The 21,226-nt window shown below is 57.7% G+C and carries 19 protein-coding genes and 2 pseudogenes; 12 read left to right on the forward strand and 9 right to left on the reverse strand.

Translation table 11 applies throughout. The annotated features are described in order from the left end of the window. Nucleotides 1-47: 47 nt before the first annotated feature. A complete protein-coding gene (gene dapB, locus K5E80_RS06265; RefSeq protein ID WP_220635356.1) occupies nucleotides 48-854 on the reverse strand; it encodes a 4-hydroxy-tetrahydrodipicolinate reductase in 807 nt (268 codons plus the stop codon). A gap of 6 nt (nucleotides 855-860) precedes the next feature. Then, entirely contained in the window at nucleotides 861-1,283 is a 423-nt protein-coding gene (locus K5E80_RS06270) for an outer membrane protein assembly factor BamE (RefSeq protein WP_220635357.1), read from the reverse strand. Between the two features lie 91 nt (nucleotides 1,284-1,374). On the opposite strand from K5E80_RS06270, the gene fur reads away from it, so the two are divergent. Together fur and K5E80_RS06280 are read left to right on the forward strand one after the other, a co-directional pair. Further along, the gene (fur, locus tag K5E80_RS06275; RefSeq protein WP_220635358.1) at nucleotides 1,375-1,884 is read left to right on the forward strand and encodes a ferric iron uptake transcriptional regulator; all 510 of its coding nucleotides are present in this window, start codon (nucleotides 1,375-1,377) and stop codon (nucleotides 1,882-1,884) included. Nucleotides 1,885-1,917: 33 nt separating this feature from the next. Next, a complete protein-coding gene (locus K5E80_RS06280; protein WP_220635359.1) occupies nucleotides 1,918-2,523 on the forward strand; it encodes a TMEM165/GDT1 family protein in 606 nt (201 codons plus the stop codon). Here the strand turns inward: K5E80_RS06280 and recN are convergent. The 3 genes from recN to K5E80_RS06295 form a co-directional block, all read right to left on the reverse strand. Beyond that, nucleotides 2,459-4,123: a DNA repair protein RecN gene (gene recN / locus K5E80_RS06285; protein WP_220635360.1), complete on the reverse strand. Its 1,665-nt coding sequence runs from the start codon at nucleotides 4,121-4,123 to the stop codon at nucleotides 2,459-2,461. The genes K5E80_RS06280 and recN overlap by 65 nt on opposite strands. Nucleotides 4,124-4,128: 5 nt before the next feature. Beyond that, nucleotides 4,129-4,338, reverse strand: a complete 210-nt coding sequence (locus K5E80_RS06290) for a hypothetical protein (protein ID WP_220635361.1) — start codon at nucleotides 4,336-4,338, stop codon at nucleotides 4,129-4,131. 248 nt (nucleotides 4,339-4,586) lie between these two features. Continuing rightward, nucleotides 4,587-5,489: an NAD(+)/NADH kinase gene (locus tag K5E80_RS06295; protein ID WP_220635362.1), complete on the reverse strand. Its 903-nt coding sequence runs from the start codon at nucleotides 5,487-5,489 to the stop codon at nucleotides 4,587-4,589. A gap of 44 nt (nucleotides 5,490-5,533) precedes the next feature. Between K5E80_RS06295 and hrcA the strand changes: the two genes are divergently transcribed. The 7 genes from hrcA (at nucleotide 5,534) to K5E80_RS06330 (ending at nucleotide 13,731) form a co-directional block, all read left to right on the forward strand. Next, a complete protein-coding gene (gene hrcA, locus K5E80_RS06300) occupies nucleotides 5,534-6,565 on the forward strand; it encodes a heat-inducible transcriptional repressor HrcA (protein WP_246590893.1) in 1,032 nt (343 codons plus the stop codon). A 178-nt stretch (nucleotides 6,566-6,743) separates the two neighbouring features. Then, entirely contained in the window at nucleotides 6,744-7,748 is a 1,005-nt protein-coding gene (gene hemH / locus K5E80_RS06305) for a ferrochelatase (RefSeq protein ID WP_220637248.1), read from the forward strand. 888 nt (nucleotides 7,749-8,636) lie between these two features. Beyond that, complete coding sequence (locus K5E80_RS06310; protein WP_220635363.1) at nucleotides 8,637-9,809, forward strand: acyl-CoA dehydrogenase family protein; 1,173 nt, start codon at nucleotides 8,637-8,639, stop codon at nucleotides 9,807-9,809. 123 nt (nucleotides 9,810-9,932) lie between these two features. Further along, entirely contained in the window at nucleotides 9,933-10,679 is a 747-nt protein-coding gene (locus tag K5E80_RS06315; RefSeq protein WP_220635364.1) for an SDR family NAD(P)-dependent oxidoreductase, read from the forward strand. Between the two features lie 33 nt (nucleotides 10,680-10,712). Beyond that, nucleotides 10,713-11,531, forward strand: coding sequence for an enoyl-CoA hydratase family protein (locus K5E80_RS06320; RefSeq protein WP_220635365.1), 819 nt, complete (start codon nucleotides 10,713-10,715; stop codon nucleotides 11,529-11,531). Nucleotides 11,532-11,690: 159 nt separating this feature from the next. Beyond that, entirely contained in the window at nucleotides 11,691-12,446 is a 756-nt protein-coding gene (locus K5E80_RS06325) for an enoyl-CoA hydratase/isomerase family protein (protein ID WP_220635366.1), read from the forward strand. Between the two features lie 460 nt (nucleotides 12,447-12,906). After that, complete coding sequence (locus K5E80_RS06330; protein WP_220635367.1) at nucleotides 12,907-13,731, forward strand: formate dehydrogenase accessory sulfurtransferase FdhD; 825 nt, start codon at nucleotides 12,907-12,909, stop codon at nucleotides 13,729-13,731. A gap of 200 nt (nucleotides 13,732-13,931) precedes the next feature. On the opposite strand, the gene K5E80_RS06335 is transcribed toward K5E80_RS06330, so the two are convergent. From K5E80_RS06335 to K5E80_RS06345, 3 genes and pseudogenes are all read right to left on the reverse strand, one after another. After that, nucleotides 13,932-14,669, reverse strand: a complete 738-nt coding sequence (locus K5E80_RS06335) for a TetR/AcrR family transcriptional regulator (RefSeq protein WP_220635368.1) — start codon at nucleotides 14,667-14,669, stop codon at nucleotides 13,932-13,934. Nucleotides 14,670-14,753: 84 nt separating this feature from the next. Beyond that, complete coding sequence (locus K5E80_RS06340; RefSeq protein WP_220635369.1) at nucleotides 14,754-15,536, reverse strand: SDR family NAD(P)-dependent oxidoreductase; 783 nt, start codon at nucleotides 15,534-15,536, stop codon at nucleotides 14,754-14,756. A gap of 124 nt (nucleotides 15,537-15,660) precedes the next feature. Next, nucleotides 15,661-15,810: pseudogene (locus K5E80_RS06345) on the reverse strand (ISAs1 family transposase); the annotation flags it as partial. A gap of 427 nt (nucleotides 15,811-16,237) precedes the next feature. On the opposite strand from K5E80_RS06345, the gene K5E80_RS06350 reads away from it, so the two are divergent. Further along, nucleotides 16,238-18,166, forward strand: coding sequence for an aldehyde ferredoxin oxidoreductase N-terminal domain-containing protein (locus tag K5E80_RS06350; RefSeq protein WP_220635371.1), 1,929 nt, complete (start codon nucleotides 16,238-16,240; stop codon nucleotides 18,164-18,166). An 8-nt stretch (nucleotides 18,167-18,174) separates the two neighbouring features. Beyond that, nucleotides 18,175-18,708: a 4Fe-4S dicluster domain-containing protein gene (locus K5E80_RS16685; RefSeq protein WP_246590894.1), complete on the forward strand. Its 534-nt coding sequence runs from the start codon at nucleotides 18,175-18,177 to the stop codon at nucleotides 18,706-18,708. A 240-nt stretch (nucleotides 18,709-18,948) separates the two neighbouring features. Here K5E80_RS16685 and K5E80_RS17145 read toward each other — a convergent pair. Beyond that, a pseudogene (locus K5E80_RS17145) lies at nucleotides 18,949-19,068 on the reverse strand (IS6 family transposase); the annotation flags it as partial. Between the two features lie 25 nt (nucleotides 19,069-19,093). Here K5E80_RS17145 and K5E80_RS06360 point away from each other — a divergent pair. Then, nucleotides 19,094-21,172 carry a 3-hydroxyacyl-CoA dehydrogenase NAD-binding domain-containing protein gene (locus K5E80_RS06360; RefSeq protein WP_220635373.1) on the forward strand — a complete coding sequence of 693 codons (2,079 nt, stop codon included), beginning with the start codon at nucleotides 19,094-19,096 and terminating at the stop codon, nucleotides 21,170-21,172. Nucleotides 21,173-21,226 lie beyond the last annotated feature (54 nt).

Genomic DNA, 21,226 nt, shown 5'->3' on the forward strand with positions numbered 1-21,226 from the left:
TATACCTGCAAGCCCTATGCCCGGCAACGCGAACGTGAGAAACCGCCCTAACGCAGGCCCAGCACGTCCTGCATGTCGAACAGGCCCTGCTTCTTGTTGTGCATGAAGCGTGCGGCACGCAACGCCCCCTGTGCATAGGGCATGCGGCTGGCGGACTTGTGGGTGATTTCGATGCGTTCTCCGGTGCCGGCGAAGAGCACCGTGTGGTCACCGACGATATCGCCGCCGCGGATGGTCGAAAAACCGATCTGGGTTGGCGGGCGCTCGCCGGTATGCCCCTCGCGCCCATACACCGCGCATTCAGGCAGGGAACGACCCAGTGCCTCGGCCACCACTTCGCCCATGCGCAGCGCCGTGCCGGAAGGCGCATCCACCTTGTGCCGATGATGGGCCTCGATGACCTCGACGTCATAGCCCTGATTCAAAATCCGGGCTGCGACATCGAGCAGCTTGAACACGGCGTTAACGCCCACCGCCATATTGGGCGCAAATACGATAGGGATATCGCGTGCGGCTTCTTCAATGACTTGCTTCTGTTCCACGCTAAATCCGGTGGTGCCAATGACCAGATGCACGCCAAGCTTGCGGCAGGCCGCGAGGTGCTGGAGCGTGCCTTCCGGGCGGGTGAAGTCGATCAGGCAGTCGGCCTGGCTCAGGGCCGCATCGATGTCGGTGCTGATGGAAATGCCGCAACGGGAACCCATCAGTTCGCCCGCATCCTTGCCGATAAACGGGCTGCCCGGATGTTCCAGCGCTGCCGCCAGTTCAGCATCCGGTACGGCGAGTACCGCCTCGATCAAGGTGCGACCCATGCGTCCGCTGCTGCCTGCAATGGCAACTCGTATCTTGCTCATGCTGGTCTACGGGGCAGCGGGAGTTTGAACTGGCGCCGCCGATTTGGCCGCTTCCGGCTTCGGCGCCGCATTCATATCCGCTGGCACGACATCACCATCGACGCGCGCCAGCTTATTGTCTTCGAAATAGACCGTAAGACGGCGCTGTTGAACATCGCCCTTGCCGGAGTCGTAACGATAGACGTAATCCCATCGATTGCCATGGAAGGGGTCGGTCAACAGCGGCGTTCCCAACACAAAGCGCACCTGTTCTCGCGTCTGTCCCGGCTTCAGTTGCGACGCCATTTCCTGAGTGACGAAGTTACCCTGACGGATATCAAGGTGATAGACGGAAAAGTAGTCGCCAAGAGCCAGGGGCGGGGCATGCAGCTTCGGCATTTCGCCGCAGGCAGTGAGCAAAACAAGTGGCAGCAGGAAAAGTCGCCTCATTGGCATTCTGTATCGCGGTGCGATAATCATCCTCGAAGTAGGCCGAAAACTATATCATAAGCCTTATGTTTCCCCGACTTCTTCAGCTTAAATGACGAATTCCGACAATCTCAAGAGCATCGGCCTCAAGGTAACCTATCCGCGTCTGCGCATTCTTGAACTGCTGCAAAAGACGGATGCACGGCACATGACGGCCGAGGATGTCTATCGTCACCTGATCGCCGAAGACATCGACATCGGTCTCGCCACGGTATATCGGGTGCTGACGCAGTTCGAGCACGCCGGACTGGTGCAACGCCATTTTTTCGAAAGCGGCAAGGCTATTTTCGAGCTGAATGAAGGCAAGCACCATGACCACCTGGTCTGCCTGCAATGCGGCAAGGTGGAGGAGTTTTACGACGCCGAGATCGAGGCGCGGCAAAAACGCATCGCCGCCGAGCGCGGCTTCGCCATCCGCGAACACGCACTGTATATTTACGCGGATTGTACCAAACCCGGCTGCCCCGGACAAAAGGATTGTCCGCAGAAAGACGACTGCCAGCATCTCGATGCCGAGGGCAACTGCCCGCCCCGCTGCCCTGAAGTCAAAAACCCCGTCTGAAGACCTGCCGCCCCTAGCGCAGGCAATATGCACATGGAAGCATTTCTTACCTCGGCCGTGCTGGTCGCGCTGGCCGAAATCGGCGACAAAACCCAACTGCTCTCCTTTGTTCTCGCCGCGCGCCTGAAAAAACCGCTGCCGATCATCGCCGGCATATTCGCGGCGACCATCGCCAACCATGCCCTGGCCGGCGCTGCCGGGTCATGGATCGCGCACTGGATTCCGCCGCACTGGCTGCCCAGGATTACCGGGGGCGTGTTCATCGCTTTCGGCCTATGGACCCTGCATCCGGATTCGCTCGACGATGACCCCAAAGAAAGCCGTGCCGGCGCCTTCGTTACTACGCTCATTGCTTTCTTTCTTGCCGAAATGGGCGACAAGACCCAGCTTGCGACCGTTGCCCTGGGCGCGCAATTCAGCGGTTCCCTGGTCTGGGTCGTGGTCGGCACCACGCTGGGCATGATGCTGGCCAACGTGCCGGCCGTATTGATCGGTCATAAACTGGCCGAACGCCTGCCACTGAAATTGATCCGCCATATCGCCGCTGCGATGTTCATCGCCACCGGGCTGGCGACTATTTTTCTTTCCGGATCGCCAGCATCTCCCTGGCATGCTGGCGCGTCGTCTCGGTCACTTTGACGCCGCCAAGCATGCGCGCAAGTTCTTCAATGCGCGCGGCAGTGTCAAGCGCGGTAAGGCGGCTCAAGGTGCTGTCCTGCACCGTTTCCTTGGCGACCGACCATTGCCAGTCGGCCTGCGCCGCCACTTGCGGCAAATGCGTCACACATAGCACCTGACGTTCCTTGCCCAGTTGCTTGAGCATACGCCCGACGATTTCCGCCACCCCGCCACCGATGCCGGCATCCACTTCATCGAAGATCAGCGTCGGTACCTGTGCCGACTGGCTGGCGATGACCTGGATCGCCAGCCCGATGCGCGACAGTTCGCCCCCCGAAGCCACTTTCGCAAGAGGGCGCAAAGGCTGTCCGGTATTCGCGCTGACGCGAAACTCGATGGTTTCCAGGCCATAGCCGGCAGGCTCTTTCACGGGTTCGAGCGCAATGTCGAAACTGCCACCGGCCATGGCCAGATGCTGCATTACCTCGCTTACCCGTTTTGACAAGTCGCTTGCCGTGCGCCTGCGCCCGGCACTGAGTTTCTTCGCCAGGGCATCAAATTCATTTTTTGCCGCGGCCTCATGCTCGGCCAGAGCGGTCGGATCGGAAGCAAGGCGCAAATCCTGCAGCCGTTCATTCAGTGAAGCTTGCATTTCCCCCAGCGCCTCCGGCTGTACCCGATGTTTGCGCGCCAGTGCCATCACGGCCTGCAGGCGCGCTTCGAGTTCGGTGAGGCGTTGCGGATCCAGCTCAAGCCGGTCGCGATAGCGGTTGAGCGCATGCACGGCTTCGTCGAGCTGGATGCGCGCGCCTTGAATCAGATCGGCCGGTTCCTTCAGCGCCGCATCGATGTCGATCAGGTCGCGCACCCGATTGAGCGCGGCATCGACGACAAGCAGCGCCGACTGTTCGTCGCCATCAAGCATGGCGACGGCGGCGGCCGAACCTTCGATCAGCCCGGCGGCATGAGCGAGACGACGATGTTCCTGGTTGTCGTCCTGCCACTGCTGCGCATCGAAACCCAGCGTCTCCAGCTCCCTGACCTGCCATTCCAGCATCTCGCGCTCTTTCGCGCTGGCCTCGGCATCGCTCTCGGCGTTCTCGCGCGCGTCTCTGATTTTTTGCCAGTTCCGATAGGCCTTGGCCACATCATTGGCAAGCCCGCTCAAGCCAGCCTGTGCGTCGATCAACCGGCGTTGTGCTTCGCTACGCATCAAGGATTGATGCGCATGCTGGCCGTGAATGTCCGCCAGCCATTCGGCGGCGGTCTTGAGTTGCATCACTGTTGCCGCCGCGCCATTGATGTAGGCACGTGAGCGTCCCCCGGCATCGACCACGCGCCGCAGCAGGCAGCCGCCGCCGGCATCGAAATCGTTCTCGTGCAGCCAATTCGTCAATGAGCTCCCGTCGGCAAGGTCGAACTCCGCGCTGACTTCGGCCCGCTCGCAACCGGCGCGCACTACGCCGGCATCGGCGCGCTCGCCCAAGGCCAGCAACAATGCGTCAATCAGGATCGATTTGCCCGCGCCGGTCTCGCCCGTGAGCGCACCGAAGCCGCCCTCGAAATCAAGTTCGAGGCGATCGACGATGACGAAATCGCGAATAGTCAGATGACGCAACATGGGGCTTATTGTGGCACTACCCAGATAATCCAGCGGCCGCAGCGCGTAAGCGGATGGCGCACATTGCCGTCCCATGGACCGCCGGCACATATGCCATTGGTTTCACCATCATCGAACTCGACTTGCGAACCGTCGGCACTGCGTTGCCGCGACCCGCTCCAGCGGTCACACGTGGCGCATTTCTGCGTCGAGGTAGCAAGTTTGACGAATGCCATGTCAGCACACACATTACTCGCCGTTAATGTGAAAAACCAGAACCAGCGCCCGGTGTGATATCGAGCGCAGCGAGCTTATTGGCAGCCCCGCCCCGGGGATTGAGGCGGGAATTCGCAAAGCATCGCTTTGTGCCGCCGAGACGGGCGAGCTGTGCAAAGCGAGCCCTGGAGCAGGTATGGGGGTGGGGGACATTCAATTTGCCTTTACGCATTTTCATGCTCGTGGGTGGCGCTGGCAATCATGCGGGTTAACTCCCACGCGGCGTTGAACTCCAATGCAGCTTCTCGCGCAGCATCGCGAAATAACTGTAGCCCTGCGGGTGGAGAAGGGTCACAGTGTGCGGTGCACGCGCCACGCGCACGCAATCGCCGGCACGCGTATCGAACATGCCCTGACCGTCAAAGTGTACCCGCGCATCGTGCGGCGGCAGCAATAACAGCTCGACCACGCTGCTATCGGGAATGGTGATCGGCCGGTTCGATAGCGCGTGCGGGCAGAGCGGCACAATGGCGATGCCCGGCACCGCCGGATGAAGAATGGGGCCATTGGCCGACAAGGCATAGGCAGTAGAACCCGTCGGCGTTGACACGATCATGCCGTCCGCGCGCAACACATAAAGGAACTCGTCATCGACCCGGACTTCAAGTTCGATCATGCGGCCAATCTCGCCCTTGTTTACGACCACATCGTTGAAGGCCAAGGCGTTGCATACGTCCTCGCCGTCACGAATGATCGTGACATCAAGCAGGAAGCGGCGTTCGACCAGCAATTTGCCGGCGAGCAGCTCTTCGATGCCAGCCCGTATTTCAGAACGCGACAGATCGGTCATGAAACCGACGCGGCCAACATTGACGCCGACCAGCGGCACGCCGTGTGTGCCAAGGCGCCGCGCGGCGTCGAGCATGGTGCCGTCGCCGCCAACGACAATCGCCACATCGGCCTGCGCGCCCAGTACGGCGTAATCGGCCACTGTATCGGCGTGATCGCTCATATCGTCAAGCAATGCCGCGGTGCCGGATTCGATCAGCACCCTGACGCCCTTTTCCCTGAGGCACGCGGCAATCGCGTTGATGGGTTCGACGATATCGTGACTGCGCGGCTTCCCGATCAGCGCGACGGTCTTGACCGGCTTGTTGTAGACCTCATCCATTTGGCGATTAAACCATAATTTGCTGCGGCGGCTATTCCGATAAAATGGCCGGCATGAAGCTTGATGTCCGCGCCCAAACCCTGCTCAAGACCCTGATCGAACGTTATATCGTCGAAGGTCAGCCGGTCGGCTCGCGCACGCTGTCGCGCTACTCCGAGCTTGAACTGTCGCCGGCGACCATCCGCAACGTCATGTCCGATCTCGAGGAAATGGGCTTTATCACCAGCCCGCACACTTCCGCCGGACGGATACCGACCCCGCTCGGCTATCGCCTCTTCGTCGATACCCTGCTCACGGTGAAGCCCCTGGCGCAGCAGGAAATCTCCGAGATCGAAGACGTTATCCAGCCCATCCATCGCCAGCGCGTGCTCAGCCAGGCCTCGCAATTGCTCTCGCAATTGACGCAGTTCGCCGGTGTCGTTATCGCGCCGCGGCGGCAGACGCCGCTCGTGCGCCAGATCGAGTTTCTGCGCCTTTCCGAGCGGCGCGTGCTGCTGATCATCGTCACCGACGATGGCGAAGTGCAGAACCGCATTCTGCTCACCCAGCGTGATTATTCGCCATCCGAACTGGTCGAAGCGGCGAACTACCTCAACCAGAATTTCCTCGGCCTCGATCTTGACCAGATGCGCGCCCGCCTGCACGAGGAACTGCGCAAGTTGCGTTCGGACCTGAGCGAACTGATGACAGCCGCGCTCAGCGCCGGCAATCAGGCCGATACCGGCGAGCAATACGTCATCAGCGGCGAGAAGAACCTGCTCGGCGTCGAAGACCTGTCGTCCAACATAGCGCGTCTGCGCCGCCTGTTCGACATGTTCGAGCAGCGCACCAGCCTCGCCCACCTGCTTGAACTGTCGCACCGAGCCGCCGGTGTGCAGGTGTTCATCGGCAGCGAATCGGGCATCGACTCGCTTGACGAATGCAGTGTGGTCACCGCACCCTATACCGCCGAGGGACAGGTGGTCGGTACCGTCGGCGTGATCGGGCCAACACGCATGGCCTACGAACGGGTAATTCCGATTGTCGACATCACGGCGCGACTGATGTCCTCGGCGCTGTCGCCGCCGAATTCATAAGCCGGCCAAGCCGGAACCAGACATGGATAGATTCGATGAAGGACTTTGATGCTTAGCCGGAAAAGCAAATGAAGGCCCGCCCCCTCCCATCCTCCCCCTCTCGGGGGCGGCGACTGATTGGCTCGCTTCGCTCGATATGTTTCGTTAATTCAGTCCAGACTTCGGTGATCGGAAAGTGATGGGCCGCTACCGCAAGGAAAGCGTACCGACCGCTGTTGGTATTGATGCGATTTTACTGGTCAACCTCGGCACTCCGGAAGCGCCGACGGCACAGGCGTTGCGTCCCTATCTCAAGCAGTTCCTGTCCGACCCGCGGGTGGTCGAAATTCCGCGCATCGTCTGGTGGCTGATACTCAACGGCATCATCCTCAACACGCGGCCGAAAAAATCGGCAAAAAAGTACGCCGCCATCTGGACCAAGGAGGGCTCGCCACTCAAGGTGCACACCGAGCGGCAGACCAAGCTGCTGAAAGGTCTGCTCGGCGAATCGGGACGCAAGGACATGCTTGTCGACTACGCCATGCGCTACGGACAACCCTCGATTGCCTCGGTGCTCGACCGGTTGAAGGCACTCGGCGCGGCTCGCATCACAGTGGTACCGCTCTACCCGCAGTACGCGGCCTCCGCAACGGCCAGCGTGTTTGATGATGTCGCCACGTGGACACAAAACACGCGCAATGTGCCGGAACTGCGCCTGGTACGCAGTTTTCCCGAACATCCCGGCTATATCGCCGCGCTTGCCGCCAGCGTGCGCAAACACTGGCAAATGCACGGCCGCGGCGACAAGCTGGTCATGAGTTTCCACGGCATCCCCAAGCGTTCGGTCGATCTCGGTGACCCCTACCAAGCCGAATGTCAGGCCACCGCAAAGCTGTTGGCAAACGAGCTGCAACTCGATGCGCAGCACTATGTCGTCACTTTCCAATCGCGTTTCGGCGCAGCGGCCTGGCTGCAACCCTACACCCAGCCGACGCTGGAACAGTTCGCAAAAGAGAGTGTTTCGCGCATCGACGTAATCTGTCCCGGCTTCGCCGCCGACTGCCTCGAAACCCTGGAAGAAATCGGCATGGAATGCAAAGCAGCCTTCCTCGCGGCGGGCGGCAAGGAATTCCGCCTCATCCCCTGCCTCAACGAGCAGCCGGACTGGATCAGGGCATTGGCCGATATCGTCATCGCGCGCTGAATTCCTGACCTCCATATCCACGACTTGCGGCATACCGTTAGGATGCGCTTGCGCAAGGCTGAAATACGGGAAGAAACAATGGAGTATTTCAACACAATGAGTCAGTACCCGACTATTGCACTTGGGTACTACTGCTCCCAACATCAGTGGCCCCGGCAATCAATTCCCTTTGCATTTCCTGATAGATGCCTATAATGGCTACTGGGTAGATTCCAGGTTTGCTCGATAATTTAAAAAAAGGTGGAGAGATGAGCTTCTTGAACTTCATTATCGCAGTGGTCCTATTGGTCGTTCTGATCGCTATGGTCGTGCCACTGGTATCGGGAGTTTCTTCCGCGACTACCCGCCACGAGGTCGGAGATACTGACGACGTTCAATAGACGTGGTGGCGAGTAGTCTTTCAGGCTGATACTTTCCTGCTGATGCTGCTCGCAGTATGTTTGGCGCATGTAGCGAAAATATGCGAGATTCTTGGGCATTTCGCATTGCAAGACGCCGCTCGTAATCTGATGCGATTGCATGAGCGCGTCAATATAAACACTGATTGGAAATGACTCAAGCTGGAAATACCGGCACTGACTGGCCGCCATTACGCGCCAACGCGACAGAACCGGAACTGTTACTCAGCTAAACAGCGCAGAGACCTAGTGAGTCACACAACACAAACTTCTGGATATTCCCTGCGGGGATCCGCGGCATCCTCGATGATCTCCAGTCGCTCTGGCCAGAAGTGCTTGGAAAGCACCTCACTAGCGAGGTGCGATAAGGACTTGCAATAGATGACTGAATGAGCGATCATTCTGTTTCATTTTACTCGCTTCGATGTTTGTTAGTCGGAAGTAACAACCTAACATATCGGGCACGACAAGCATCCGGAGGATCTGAAGTATGAGCAGCAAGGACTACCTGGCGTGGCCATTCTTCGATGACACGCATCGCAAGCTGGCGCGAGACCTTGAGATATGGGCCGCGGACCTGCCAGCCGGTGACGGCCACGTAGACGTCGCCCAAACCTGCCGCGACCTCGTGGCACGCTTGGGCAAGGCCGGTTGGCTGCGCCAATGCGCAGCGAAGGCATATGGTGGCGCTCGCGATACTATCGACGTGCGCTCACTGTGTATTATCCGTGAGACACTCGCCCACTGCTCCGGTCTAGCTGACTTTGCCTTCGCCATGCAGGGGCTGGGCAGCGGCGCCATTTCCATCGGCGGTTCTGAAGAAATCAAAAGCAAGTACCTCCCGCGCGTGTGCGCAGGCGAAGCAATTGCCGCTTTTGCTCTTACCGAGCCAGAATCAGGCTCAGATGTTGGGGCGATGGCCACTACGGCTACCCGCGATGGCGACCACTATATCCTGAACGGCGAGAAGACCTGGATCTCCAACGGCGGCATCGCTGATTTCTATTGCGTCTTTGCTCGCACTGGTGAGGCGGCAGGAAGTCGCGGTATTTCAGGATTCGTGGTCGACGCCGATACTCCCGGCCTGGAAATCGCCGAAATTATTCCGGTCATTGCACCGCATCCATTGGCAACGCTGCGGTTCACCAACTGCCGCGTACCAGTGGAAAACCTGCTCGGCATCGCCGGAGGCGGATTCAAACTTGCCATGCAGACCCTCGATATCTTCCGCACCAGCGTCGCTGCCGCGGCGCTCGGCTTCGCCCGTCACGCCTTCGATGAGGCGCTGGCACGTGCCACGTCGCGCAAGATGTTCGGTCAGACCCTTGCCGACTTCCAGTTGACCCAGGCAGCACTGGCTGACATGGCCACAGCCAACGACAGCAGCGCGCTGTTGACTTATCGTGCGGCGTGGACGCGCGATTGCCAGGGGCTGGCAGCAACGCGCGAAGTAGCGATGGCCAAGATGGTGTCCACCGAGAACGCTCAGCAGGTGATCGACAAGGCAGTGCAGATTTTCGGCGGTCTCGGCGTCAAGTCAGGAATGCCAGTTGAACTGTTGTACCGGGAGATCCGCGCGCTGCGCATCTATGAAGGCGCAACCGAAGTGCAGAAGCTGATCATCGGTCGTCAAGTAGTAAAGAACTTCCTGACCGACGGCTAAGTCCACATTCAATATAGGGAAAATCAAGGAAGGAAAGTAGTGTTGCAATTGTAAATTGTGCATGTTAAATTATGAATGAATGCTCATTCTTTTTTCAACCCTTGGTCATAAAGGCAAACAAACATGCGATTAGACGGAAAAACAGCAGTAGTTACTGGGGCGGCATCTGGAATCGGGAAATCAGTTGCCGAAACCCTGGCGGCGGCGGGTGCACACGTTCTGCTTGGCGATCTCAACGAAGAAGGCGGTGCGGCGGTAGTTAAGGAAATCCGCAGCCGTGGCCAGGGCGCCGACTTCTTTCGCCTCGATGTCTCGGATCTGAATTCGATCGCTGACTTTGCGCAGAAAAGCTATGCGGCTCGCCCTCATGTAGACATCGTCGCCAATGTCGCTGGCTGGGGCAAGATCGAGCCCTTCATCCAGAACACGCCGGACTTCTGGCGCCGGGTGATCGACATCAACCTGATGGGTCCGGTGGCGGTCACGCGCGCCTTCCTCGACAAGATGATAGAGAAGGGGGCCGGCAAGATCGTCACGGTGTCTTCAGACGCCGGTCGTGTCGGCAGCTTGGGCGAGACCGTGTATTCCGGCGCTAAAGGCGGCGCCATCGCCTTCAGCAAGGGTCTGGCACGCGAGGTGGCCCGCTACAACATCACCGTGAATTGCGTTTGCCCCGGCCCCACCGACACGCCGCTGATGGCAGCTGTGCCGGAAAAGCACCGTGATGCTTTCATCCGCGCCACGCCGATGCGCCGCTTGGGCAAGCCTTCGGAAGTCGCCGATGCCGTGCTGTTCTTTTCCAGCGATCGCTCAAGCTTTGTCACCGGACAGATTCTCAGCGTCTGTGGCGGCCTGGCCATGGCTGGCTAATTTCTTCATTTTCTTTTTTTCTGGGAGATATTTATGTACAAACTGAAAGCAGCTGAATGGAAGCCGAAACATTTCAAAATGGAAGTGGCCAACCGCGTGGCAACCATTACTCTGAACCGGCCGGAACGCAAGAATCCGCTGACCTTCGAAAGCTACGCAGAATTGCGTGACACATTCCACAAGTTTCAATACGCGGAAGACGTGCGTGCCGTAGTGTTTACCGGCGAGGGTGGCAACTTCTGCTCCGGCGGCGACGTGCATGAAATCATCGGCCCGCTGACCAAGATGGACATGACCGGTCTGCTGGAGTTCACACGCATGACCGGCCACCTGATCAAGGAAATGCGTAACTGTCCGCAGCCCATCATTGCCGCAGTCGACGGTATTTGCTGCGGCGCCGGCGCCATTATTTCCATGGCCAGCGACATGCGCTATGCCACGCCAAAAGCCAAGACCGGTTTCCTCTTTGTCAAGGTCGGCTTGGCCGGTTGCGACATGGGTGCCTGTAGCATCCTGCCGCGCATCATTGGCCAGGGCCGCGCTTCGGAACTGCTGTACACCGGACGCATGATGAGCGCCGAGGAAGGCCTAGCCTGGGGCTACTTCAATGGCGTCGTTGCCCAAGAGAAGCTGCTGGAGACGGCCACCAACATGGCCGTTTCGCTTGCCGACGGCCCGGCTTTCGCCCACTCGGTGACCAAGAAATGCCTGCACCAGGAGTGGAACCAGACCATCGAGCAGGCGCTGGAGACCGAGGCCGAAGCTCAGGCCATCTGCATGCAGACGGAGGACTTCAAGATTGCCTATCACGCCTTTGTCGCCAAGCAGACACCGAAATTCGTAGGCAACTGATACGTCGTCGTCAACGCTGATAGTAGTAGCAACAAAGCCGGCGCGCCCCGTGCGCGTCGGCGGTTACAGACAGAAGGGGCGCGTGACTTGCTGATTCTCAATGCGTCAAGTTTCGTTGCCTCCACCACCGATGAATAAGCCCTAACTCAGTCACTCCCCATGATCGACCTGACCATTGAAGGCGGCATTGCCGTCGCCACTCTGTGCCAACCGCCAGTCAACGCTATTAATGACGACTGGGTGGCCCGACTGGATGCAATTCTTTCACAACTGGAAAAGGACCCAAGCGTCAGCGTACTGTGGATACGCAGCAACCAGCGCGTTTTCTGCGCCGGCGCGAATCTGGAGTTCATGCGCGCCCGCTTCCTGACCGAGGAAGGCCGTGTGCTGATGATCGCGTTCACCCGCCGACTGCAGGAAGTCCTGACGCGCCTGGAGAAAATTGGTTTGGTCACCCTGGCCGAGATCGGCGGCGCCGCGCTGGGTGGTGGCTTCGAAATGGCGTTGGCCTGCGATCTGCGTATCGTATCGGATACGGCAAAAATCGGCCTGCCTGAAGCGCGGCTGGGACTGCTTCCTGCCGGCGGAGGCACGCAACGCATGACACGCCTGTGCGGCGAAGGCGTGGCGCGGCGCCTTATCCTCGGCGCCGAGATGGTCAACGGCTTGACTGCGGTTGGTCTGGGTCTGGCGCAATGGGCGGCCCCGGCAGCGGAACTCGAAGCCGCAGCAAGAACCTTGGCAACACGCATTGCCGAATTGCCGCGCCAGGCACTGACTGAATGCAAGACCTGCATCGATGCGGCGCTACAGCCGAACGTTAATGGATTCGAAGTCGAACTTGCCGGTAGCAAGAGGCTGCTCGGCAGTACCCAGACGCAGCAGTTGGTGCGGCAATTCCTGGAGAAAAGCTAAGCTCGCCCGACCGATGGAGTTGAAAATGGGAGGAGTCATTATGAGTGACGGCAGAGCAAGTCGCCCTCAGGGCTAAGGACGTGCATGTGTTGCCCCAGGTGCGTATGCCTGCGGCACACACACCCCAAAATTTAACTCGCGATCCATTTCTTCTGGCGATAGTAGCGCCTTACTGTGATATAGATAACTTTTAAGAAGGCGAATTCGACGCTGATGCTGTGCCGGAAGAAGATCATGCGGCGCTCTTGGCGAAAACGATTCTCACCGAGTATGGCCAGGACGCAGCGAAATCGAATCCGTGCTCCCAAGCGTTGTGCAAGATGCGGATAGACTCGACGGGCTGTGGGGGCTGGGTTGATGTCATCGAACAAACACTGAGTCAGAAACTGAAACGCATGGTGGAATCCGCAAAGTTGAAAGATCGATATGTCCTGCATTGGTAGATAAGGGGTAACGATCCATGTACAAGCTCCATCTGACGCAAGCCGTCCGTCCTGCCACCATGAGTGTTGATGCCATCAACGAACATGGCGCAACGGTGCCCACCACGATCGCCGGCGAACATCCGCTGACAGTGTACCTCGACAAACGCGAGATAGTTACCTTGATGACCTTGGGTACTGCACCCGAAGTGCTGGTGTTAGGCTATCTGCGAAATCAGCGTTTGGTGACCGATATTAATAAGATCGCTTCTGTCCAGGTCGACTGGGAAACCAATTCGGCCGCCGTCACTACCCATGCCGAAAGCAGCGACATTGCGGCACAGTTGGAACGCCGCACCGTCACTAGCGGCTGCGGTCAGGGCACGATGTTCGGTGATCTGATGGAGAATCTCGAAAGCATTGTCCTTCCCGAGACGGGTCGGCTGGATCAGGCAACTCTGGGAATCCTGCTCGACAATGTACGTCGCCACGAATCCATATACAAGCAGGCCGGCGCGGTACATGGCTGCGCCTTGGCAAAAGCAGATGGTGACATCCTGATGTTCATCGAAGATGTCGGCAGGCATAATGCTGTTGATGCCATCGCCGGCCTGATGTGGCTGAAAGACATGAGCGGCAGCGACAAGATTTTCTATACTACCGGCCGACTTACTTCTGAAATGGTCATTAAAACCGCGCAGATGGGCATCCCCTTCCTGGTCTCGCGCTCCGGCCTCACTGGCATGGGTTACTCGATTGCCCTGAAGGTAGGCCTGACCATGATCGGCCGCGCCCAAGGCAAGCATTATCTGCTCTTCACCGGGCAGCAGCGCTTTCAAATGAATAGACCAGGTCACGACTGAAAGACAGCACTAACGCGGGTTTAAAAATAATTTCAGATTTCGACGATTGAAATCGCGAGCAGTTTTTTCGCCGTATTTTTGCCAGTTTTCCGGCAAATGAGGCAACGTCATGAATAGTGGCTGTTCAAAATCCCGCGTCAGTGCTGGATTTTGTTCTGCTACACCCTGGCTCGTTCCCGTACAGAACAGCCTGGACGTGATCACGTCCGCTTGCGCGGCGTACTGAGCTTGCGCTTTGCCTTTACCGGTGCTGATGGCGTCTGTAGCGTACTGAAGTCTCCGATGCGCTGGCGAAATGAAGCAAGTGCTTTGCGACCCTTGGCGGTGAGAAAGGGTTCAACCAGCAGGTCGATGCCGTCGGAGACATATTGCGCCAAGCTGAATCTATCGCGCAACGCCCAGTACTTGAGTGCCCAAGCGTGGGAGAACATCACATACTGATAAACCAGCAGATACTCGTTGATCTCCCGCATATAGTCACTGGTAATGCAAGCGTGGATGCAGTCAGCGATTATGCTGTTCGTGCGCGCCTCGTCCTCCTTGATCAAGACACGGCGATCGGCTCGTAGCGACTTGGAGGAGCGATAAGAGAGCAAAGTGGCATCGCGGTGAATATCGACTATCTGGCAATATGCCCAAATGGCCATGCACAGGCGATCTACGGGATGCTCGACACCTTCCAGGCGTAGCGGAATTTCTGTCTCATAAGTTTCCAGCACCAACTTAAGCGCCAGGAACAGGATGTCGTCTTTGTCGCCGAAGTACTGGTAAATGAGGCCAACGCTGACGCCGGCTTGGCGGGCTATTTGCAAGATAGTTGTGGTGTAGTAGCCGTTTTCGGAAAACAGCTTGATTGCAGCGCGCAAAACCTGCCCCCGTCGTTCCTCGATCAGTCTGGTGTCGGTAACTATGCTGTCGACATGTGCGGCCAAGACCATTCCTGCTCCTCTTTCATATATGTTTCATCGGGATATATTATCCAACACTTTTTACTGTACTAGATTTGGCAATCAGGCTACGCCTCAGTTCATGACCTCTCCGCCTGCCACCGCTATGCACTGCCCGGTCATCGACTCAGTGCCCGGCAGGCACAACCAGAGCACAGCGTTGGCAACCTCCTGCGGCATAATCAACCGACCCTGCGGGTTATGTTTGGCAATTTCCGCGCGTGCGTCTTCCTCGCTTCGGCCAGTTTTCTTGACGATATTTTCCACGGTGCGTTTCGTCATCTCAGTTTCTGCATAACCGGGGCAGACCGCATTTACCGTCACGCCGGTCCGAGCTGTCTCCAGTGCCAGCGAGCGCGTCAGACCAACTACGCCATGCTTGGAGGCACAATAGGCTGACGTGTAAGCGTATCCGACCAGGCCCGCAGTGCTGGCAGTATTAACGATGCGGCCATATCCTGCTTCCAGCATCGCCGGCAGAGTTTCACGGCAGCACAGATAGACCCCGGTAAGATTGATCGCCATCATCTGCTGCCACATGTCGAGGTCGGTGCGTACAAACGGCGCGCTCTTGGCCGCGCCAGCGTTATTGATGAGTATCTGTATTTCGCCGTAGCTAGCTCTGGCGGCGGCGAACGCAGCCGAAACCTTTACCGGATCGGCGACATTGAGGTGGATGAAGCTGGCTTCCCCTCCCCTAGCGCGAATCTCTGCAGCGCACCCTTCCCCGCTTTCTTCGGAAATGTCGCCGATTAATACGTGGGCGCCCGCCTCTGCAAGTATTTTGGCAATTGCCGCTCCGATCCCGCTACCTCCGCCAGTAACGACCGCGCGTTTACCCGAAAGTTGAATGTCCATACCTTCTCCGTAAAAGGGCAGCGCCAAGCTGACGCTACCTAAGAACAAATTAAATACCCCGACAAAACCCGAGTGTTACCTCTTTGATTGATGAATGATTAGTCATTCATCTATGGTTGTCAAGTACAAAGGTTAGCGCGAACTTGCGCAGGGCAGAGAAATTTTGCGGCGCATGATCTTTACGAACGCGGCAATTGTCTTCTCGAAATGTGACATCGAGCACCCAATACAGCTTGTTCTCGATTCCCCAATGGCCGCGTGCCACGTTGGCAAAGGCGTCAGCATCTCCAAAATGCCCTTCGACCCGTTATAGAAAGTCTCAAGATTGACAAAAGCGGATCCAATAAAGCCGCGATGGATGGGTTTCGAATCCTTCTACGCCGCTCGTCGCGTTCTGGTCGGACTCAAGTTGATGCACATGATCCGCAAAGTCAGATGATCGCCTCAAAAGGAGTGCAGTTTTCTTTCGCCGACCTGTTTCATACGCTAGCGGCCTGATTGCGCCTCGGAATAGCGCGTGCCTCACCAAGAAACGCCATTATCATTATTCGCCATCAACGCGACAGAACCATTTTTTCAAGCTCCCGATAACCCCACCGGTCATGCAGTTGCAAATTCCCGGCAACAAGGTAAACTTGCCTGACTGAATAGTCATTCAGTCAGGTAAAGGCCGAGAGGCCGACGAACTTAGAGGAACGGATATGAGGTATGCTGAAACAGGGTTCAATTTGGAAGTCGATCTCACCCGGGGTACCTGTGAAAAGGTGGCGACCCAGCCCGATTTGGCCGAGTATTATTTGGGGGGGCAGGGATCGGCCGCAAAGCTGTTGTGGGATAGGGTACCAGCCGGGACTGACCCATTTTCGCCAGACAATCTGCTGATATTCAGCACCGGCCTACTGCATGGCACACCTCTTCCTGCCTGCAACCGCACGGCGGTGAACACCTTTTCACCACAGACTAACCTGATGTCGCATTCGCTGTTCGGCGGCTTCTTCGGACCGGAGATGAAGTACGCCGGATACGACAAGATCATCATTCGCGGCAAGGCCCCGGACTTGGTCTATCTGTACATCAACAACGACAAGGTGGAAATCCGCGATGCCACGCATTTGCGCGGCAAGGGTTGCACCGAAACCGGCGACCTGTTGAAGAAGGAATTGAACGACCCGCGGGTGCAGGTGGCGGCCATCGGCCTGGCCGGCGAGAACCGCGTCTATATGGCGTCGATCGATCACAACCACGCCAGCGCCGCCCGCGGTGTCGGCGTCATCATGGGTGACAAGCGGCTGAAAGCCATTGCCGTGCGCGGCACCAGGGCGGTCAATGTCGCCCGTCCCGCCGAACTGTTCGAGATGAGTCAGCGCATCCACCAGCAGATGATCGGTAGTTCGGGCTGTGGCGACTGGATGGCGGTCGACGAGGACGACAGCTTCCACCACAACCACTTCGCTTGGGGCAACGCGCGCACGCGGCGGCCCGGTTACTGGAACAAGGAGCTCCAGGACCGCTGGACCCGCTTGAAATACGACAACATGGACCGGCAGACGGGCTGCTACAACTGTCCGAAGAAATGCCGCAACGTCATCAAGATGCCCGGCCAGCAGCGCTTCGGCTACAAGTGCTTCGGCAAGGACACATATCACATGGCCGCCTTTCTGGAGCTCGACTTCAGCTACGAGATCCTCGGCATCGCCCAGGAGTATGGGGTGGACTCCTACTCGACGCCACAGGTCATGGCCTTTGCCCTCGAACTGCTCGAAGCCGGCATCCTGACGGATAAGGACTTCCCCGGCATGCCGGAGGATGTCAAGGGCAGGTTCTTCTATCTGCTCGAGAAAATCGTGCGCCGCGAAGGCATCGGCGACATCCTCGCCGACAGCGTTTCCCAAGCCGCAAAACGCATCGGCAACGGCGCCGAAGCCTTCGATCACAATACCACCAAGAAATTCGAACAGCTGCCGATCAAGCTGGGCAAACTGAACCCCGCCTACTTCCTGATGATCGCCACCGGCGAGAAGATGAGCATCACCCAGATTGAGGGATCCTTTCCCCAGGATCCGCTGCCCACCCAGGAGCAGCGAGACGACTTCGTCAATAAATGGGAAGCGGTGCCGAACGAAAAATTCAAGGAATATTTCCGCAACTGGGTGAAGCGCAGTGATATTTCCGACGAGGCGACCTGCGACATCGTCGACTGGAATGAAGCCATGCACTACATCGACGACTCACTGGGCTTTTGCGGCTTCGTCTCCTCCTTCCGCGGCCAGTTCGGAGGCAACGTGCCCTACCACATGAACAACATTCCCGAGGCCATCACTCTGGCCACCGGCAAGGCGATGGACAAGCCCAAACTGTGGAAGAATTTCCAGCGCATCCGCACGCTGATCCGGGCCGTCAATGTACGCCGCGGGCTGCGCCGCAAGGACGAGCGTCCTCCCGAGGACCACTGGGCTGTGCGCGACGAAAAGTACGAGCAGGAATTGTTGAGCAAGTATTATGCATTCAAGGGCTGGAACAGCGAGGGCATTCCCACCCGCAAGACGCTCGAAGAACTCGATCTGGCTTACATCGCCGACGACTTTGAAAAATGTGGGATACTGGCTCCCGCCGAAGGAGGTTCGCGATGAATCTTGGGATGAAAATCATCCGCGAAATCCTGGTCGATGTCGACAAATGCACGGGTTGCCGCGCCTGCGAAATGGCCTGCTCGGCCTTCCACTCCAATCCCAAGTTCAGCAGCATCAATCCGGCCAAGGCGCGGATACGGGTGGTGTCGAACGAGCTCACCGATGAATACGTGCCGATATTCGCCGGCAATCACACCAAGTCCGGCTGCGACGGTCGGCACGTCTATACCGTCGATGGCAAGACCTACAGCGAGTGCAGCTTCTGCCGGGCTTCCTGCCCGACGCGGGATTATTTCATCGAGCCCGATTCCCGCTTCCCGCTGAAGTGCGACATGTGCGAGAGCACGCCAGCGCTGAAGCAGCCTTGGTGCGTCGAAGTCTGTGGCGAGCACGCGCTAGTCTATAGCGAACGCGAAGTGCCGCGCGAGCAGGCGGCGCAGGAACCGCTCGGACAACTTGAGATCGGTTTGCAAACGCTGATGAAGCAGCACGGGATGGAGGCGGTCATCGCCCGGCTGAAGCAGATAGTCAAGGAGAAATAAGCAGAAACCATCTTTTAGGCTCGCTGTTGCTGACGAGACGCGGTTCTGTCGCGTTAATGGCGAATAATGACAACGGTGTTTCTTGGTGAGACACGCGCTATTCCGTGGCGCAATCTGGCCACGAGCGCATGAAAACAGGCCGGCGAAAGAAAGCTGCACTCCTTTCGCAACGATCATCTGACCATTGCGGATCATGCGCATCAACTCAAGTCCGGCCAGAACATGACGAGCGGCATAGCAGGATTTGAAACCCATCATGCGTTTGGTGATCCGTTTCACCGCTCGGCGGTCCTGCTCGATGATGCTATTGAAATACTTGCTCTGACTTTCAGTGGCAAGTTGTTCAAGGCATTTTGGCAATCACATTGAATAATAAGGAATCAAAATGAGCGCAACATATGAAGTCGAAAACAGAACTGCCGTCATTACCTTGAACAACCCCCCGGTTAACGGTCTTAGCCACGCTACGCGCGCGGGCATTGTCGACGGCCTGAAAATGGCTATGGCCGACAAGATAGTCAATTCGGTGGTAATCACCGGAGCGGGCCATGCCTTTTCCGGCGGCGCTGACGTCAGGGAATTCAACACCCCTAAGAGCTTTGCCGAACCAACGCTGCACATGGTCATTGCTGCGCTCGAAGATGCCCAAAAGCCGGTGGTCGCCGCCGTGCATTCCACCGCCATGGGCGGAGGCCTGGAGTTGGCCCTTGCCTGCCATTACCGGGTGGCTACCGCCGGTGCGCAGATCGCAATGCCCGAAGTAAAGCTAGGCATCGTGCCAGGCGCCGGTGGCACGCAACGCCTGCCGCGCCTGGTTGGTGTGGAAACTGCTCTCAACATGATCGTTTCAGGAAATTCGGTGCTGTCGGAAGATCTTGCCGGCACCAGGCTCTTCGACCAGATGATCGAAGGTGATCTGATGGCAGGCGCAATTGCATTTGCGGACAAAGTGGCTGATGTGCGGCCGCTGCCCAAGGTGCGCGATATCAAGATCGACTGTCCCAACTACGAAACTTTCTTTCAGCAGGCGCGCATTACTGTCAGCGTGCAATCGGCGAACTTCCCGGCGCCGGAAAAGTGCGTCGACTGCGTGGCCGCCTCGGTCAGCATGAAATTCGAGGACGGAATGAAGGTCGAGCGCGAAAATTTCCTTGCTTTGTTACAAACCACTGAAAGCAAGGCCCTGCGGCATGCTTTTTTTGGCGAGCGCGCAGCCGGCAAGATTCCCGATGTGCCGGACGACACGCCGAAACGGCCGATTAAATCGGCTGCCATCATCGGCGCCGGTACCATGGGTGGGGGCATCGCCATGAACTTCGCTAATGCCGGCATTCCGGTCATGCTGGTGGAAATGAAGCCGGAAGCGCTGGACAAGGGCTTGGCCGCAATACGCAAGAACTACGAGAACACTCTGAAAAAAGGCAAGCTCACGCAACAGAAGTTCGACGAACGGGTCGGCCTGATCAGGGGCACCCTGTCCTATGACGACATCAAGAACGCCGATATCGTGATTGAAGCAGTGTTCGAGGAGATGGGTGTAAAGGAAAAGGTATTCAGGAAATTAGATGAGGTGATGAAGCCCGGTGCCATCCTCTCCTCCAACACTTCGTCTCTCGACCTGAACAAGATTGCTGACTTTACCAAGCGGCCTCAGGACGTGATTGGCCTCCATTTTTTCAGTCCGGCGAATGTGATGAAGCTGGTGGAAATCGTGCGTGGCGAAAAGACCGCCAATGACGTGCTCGCCACCACCATGGCATTGTTGAAGAAAATCAAGAAAACCGGAGTGGTTTCAGGCGTGTGCGACGGTTTTATTGGCAATCGTATGCTCGATATGTACACACGCCAGGCGGCCTTCCTGCTGGAGGAAGGATGCCTGCCGGAACAGGTGGATAAGGCGATCGAGAAATACGGTTTCGCCATGGGGCCTTTCCGCATGGGCGATCTCGCGGGTGTCGACGTCAGTTGGGCCATACGCAAACGTCGTATCGCCGAGCGCCCGGATATGGAATACTCCAAGATCGGCGATCTGCTTTACGAGAAAGGCCGCTACGGGCAGAAAAATGGCGGTGGTTGGTACGATTACAAACCAGGTGATCGCACGCCCATTCCTTCGCTACTTGTGAGCGAGATGATCATCAATCATTCCAAGGATATTGGCGTAGAACGACGCAAGATCAGCGACCAGGAAATTGTCGAGCGGCTTATCTACGCACTGGTAAATGAAGCCGCCTATCTGCTTGAGGAAGGCATTGCGCAAAGAGCTTCGGATGTGGATATCGTGTATCTCACCGGTTATGGCTTCCCCCGGCATCGCGGTGGCCCGATGTTCTATGCGGATACTGTCGGTCTGTCGAACGTAGTCGTGGCCATGGGGAAATACGCCCTTGGCCGTCACGGCGGGTTCTGGAAGCCAGCGCCGTTACTGGCCAAACTGGCAGCCGAAGGCAAGACATTTAATTGAGCAACAAAGTCAGTTGCGGAATTTCGGCGAGCTTGTGCTGTATTGGAGATAGTC

The organism is Georgfuchsia toluolica (assembly GCF_907163265.1).
In the GTDB taxonomy this organism is placed as follows: domain Bacteria; phylum Pseudomonadota; class Gammaproteobacteria; order Burkholderiales; family Rhodocyclaceae; genus Georgfuchsia; species Georgfuchsia toluolica.

Coding starts and splice junctions, on each gene's coding strand:
- dapB (WP_220635356.1), bottom strand. CDS start 854: ATGAGCAAGATACGAGTTGCCATTGCAGGCAGCAGCGGACGCATGGGT.
- K5E80_RS06270 (WP_220635357.1), bottom strand. CDS start 1,283: ATGAGGCGACTTTTCCTGCTGCCACTTGTTTTGCTCACTGCCTGCGGC.
- fur (WP_220635358.1), top strand. CDS start 1,375: ATGACGAATTCCGACAATCTCAAGAGCATCGGCCTCAAGGTAACCTAT.
- K5E80_RS06280 (WP_220635359.1), top strand. CDS start 1,918: ATGGAAGCATTTCTTACCTCGGCCGTGCTGGTCGCGCTGGCCGAAATC.
- recN (WP_220635360.1), bottom strand. CDS start 4,123: ATGTTGCGTCATCTGACTATTCGCGATTTCGTCATCGTCGATCGCCTC.
- K5E80_RS06290 (WP_220635361.1), bottom strand. CDS start 4,338: ATGGCATTCGTCAAACTTGCTACCTCGACGCAGAAATGCGCCACGTGT.
- K5E80_RS06295 (WP_220635362.1), bottom strand. CDS start 5,489: ATGGATGAGGTCTACAACAAGCCGGTCAAGACCGTCGCGCTGATCGGG.
- hrcA (WP_246590893.1), top strand. CDS start 5,534: ATGGCCGGCATGAAGCTTGATGTCCGCGCCCAAACCCTGCTCAAGACC.
- hemH (WP_220637248.1), top strand. CDS start 6,744: ATGGGCCGCTACCGCAAGGAAAGCGTACCGACCGCTGTTGGTATTGAT.
- K5E80_RS06310 (WP_220635363.1), top strand. CDS start 8,637: ATGAGCAGCAAGGACTACCTGGCGTGGCCATTCTTCGATGACACGCAT.
- K5E80_RS06315 (WP_220635364.1), top strand. CDS start 9,933: ATGCGATTAGACGGAAAAACAGCAGTAGTTACTGGGGCGGCATCTGGA.
- K5E80_RS06320 (WP_220635365.1), top strand. CDS start 10,713: ATGTACAAACTGAAAGCAGCTGAATGGAAGCCGAAACATTTCAAAATG.
- K5E80_RS06325 (WP_220635366.1), top strand. CDS start 11,691: ATGATCGACCTGACCATTGAAGGCGGCATTGCCGTCGCCACTCTGTGC.
- K5E80_RS06330 (WP_220635367.1), top strand. CDS start 12,907: ATGTACAAGCTCCATCTGACGCAAGCCGTCCGTCCTGCCACCATGAGT.
- K5E80_RS06335 (WP_220635368.1), bottom strand. CDS start 14,669: ATGGTCTTGGCCGCACATGTCGACAGCATAGTTACCGACACCAGACTG.
- K5E80_RS06340 (WP_220635369.1), bottom strand. CDS start 15,536: ATGGACATTCAACTTTCGGGTAAACGCGCGGTCGTTACTGGCGGAGGT.
- K5E80_RS06350 (WP_220635371.1), top strand. CDS start 16,238: ATGAGGTATGCTGAAACAGGGTTCAATTTGGAAGTCGATCTCACCCGG.
- K5E80_RS16685 (WP_246590894.1), top strand. CDS start 18,175: ATGAAAATCATCCGCGAAATCCTGGTCGATGTCGACAAATGCACGGGT.
- K5E80_RS06360 (WP_220635373.1), top strand. CDS start 19,094: ATGAGCGCAACATATGAAGTCGAAAACAGAACTGCCGTCATTACCTTG.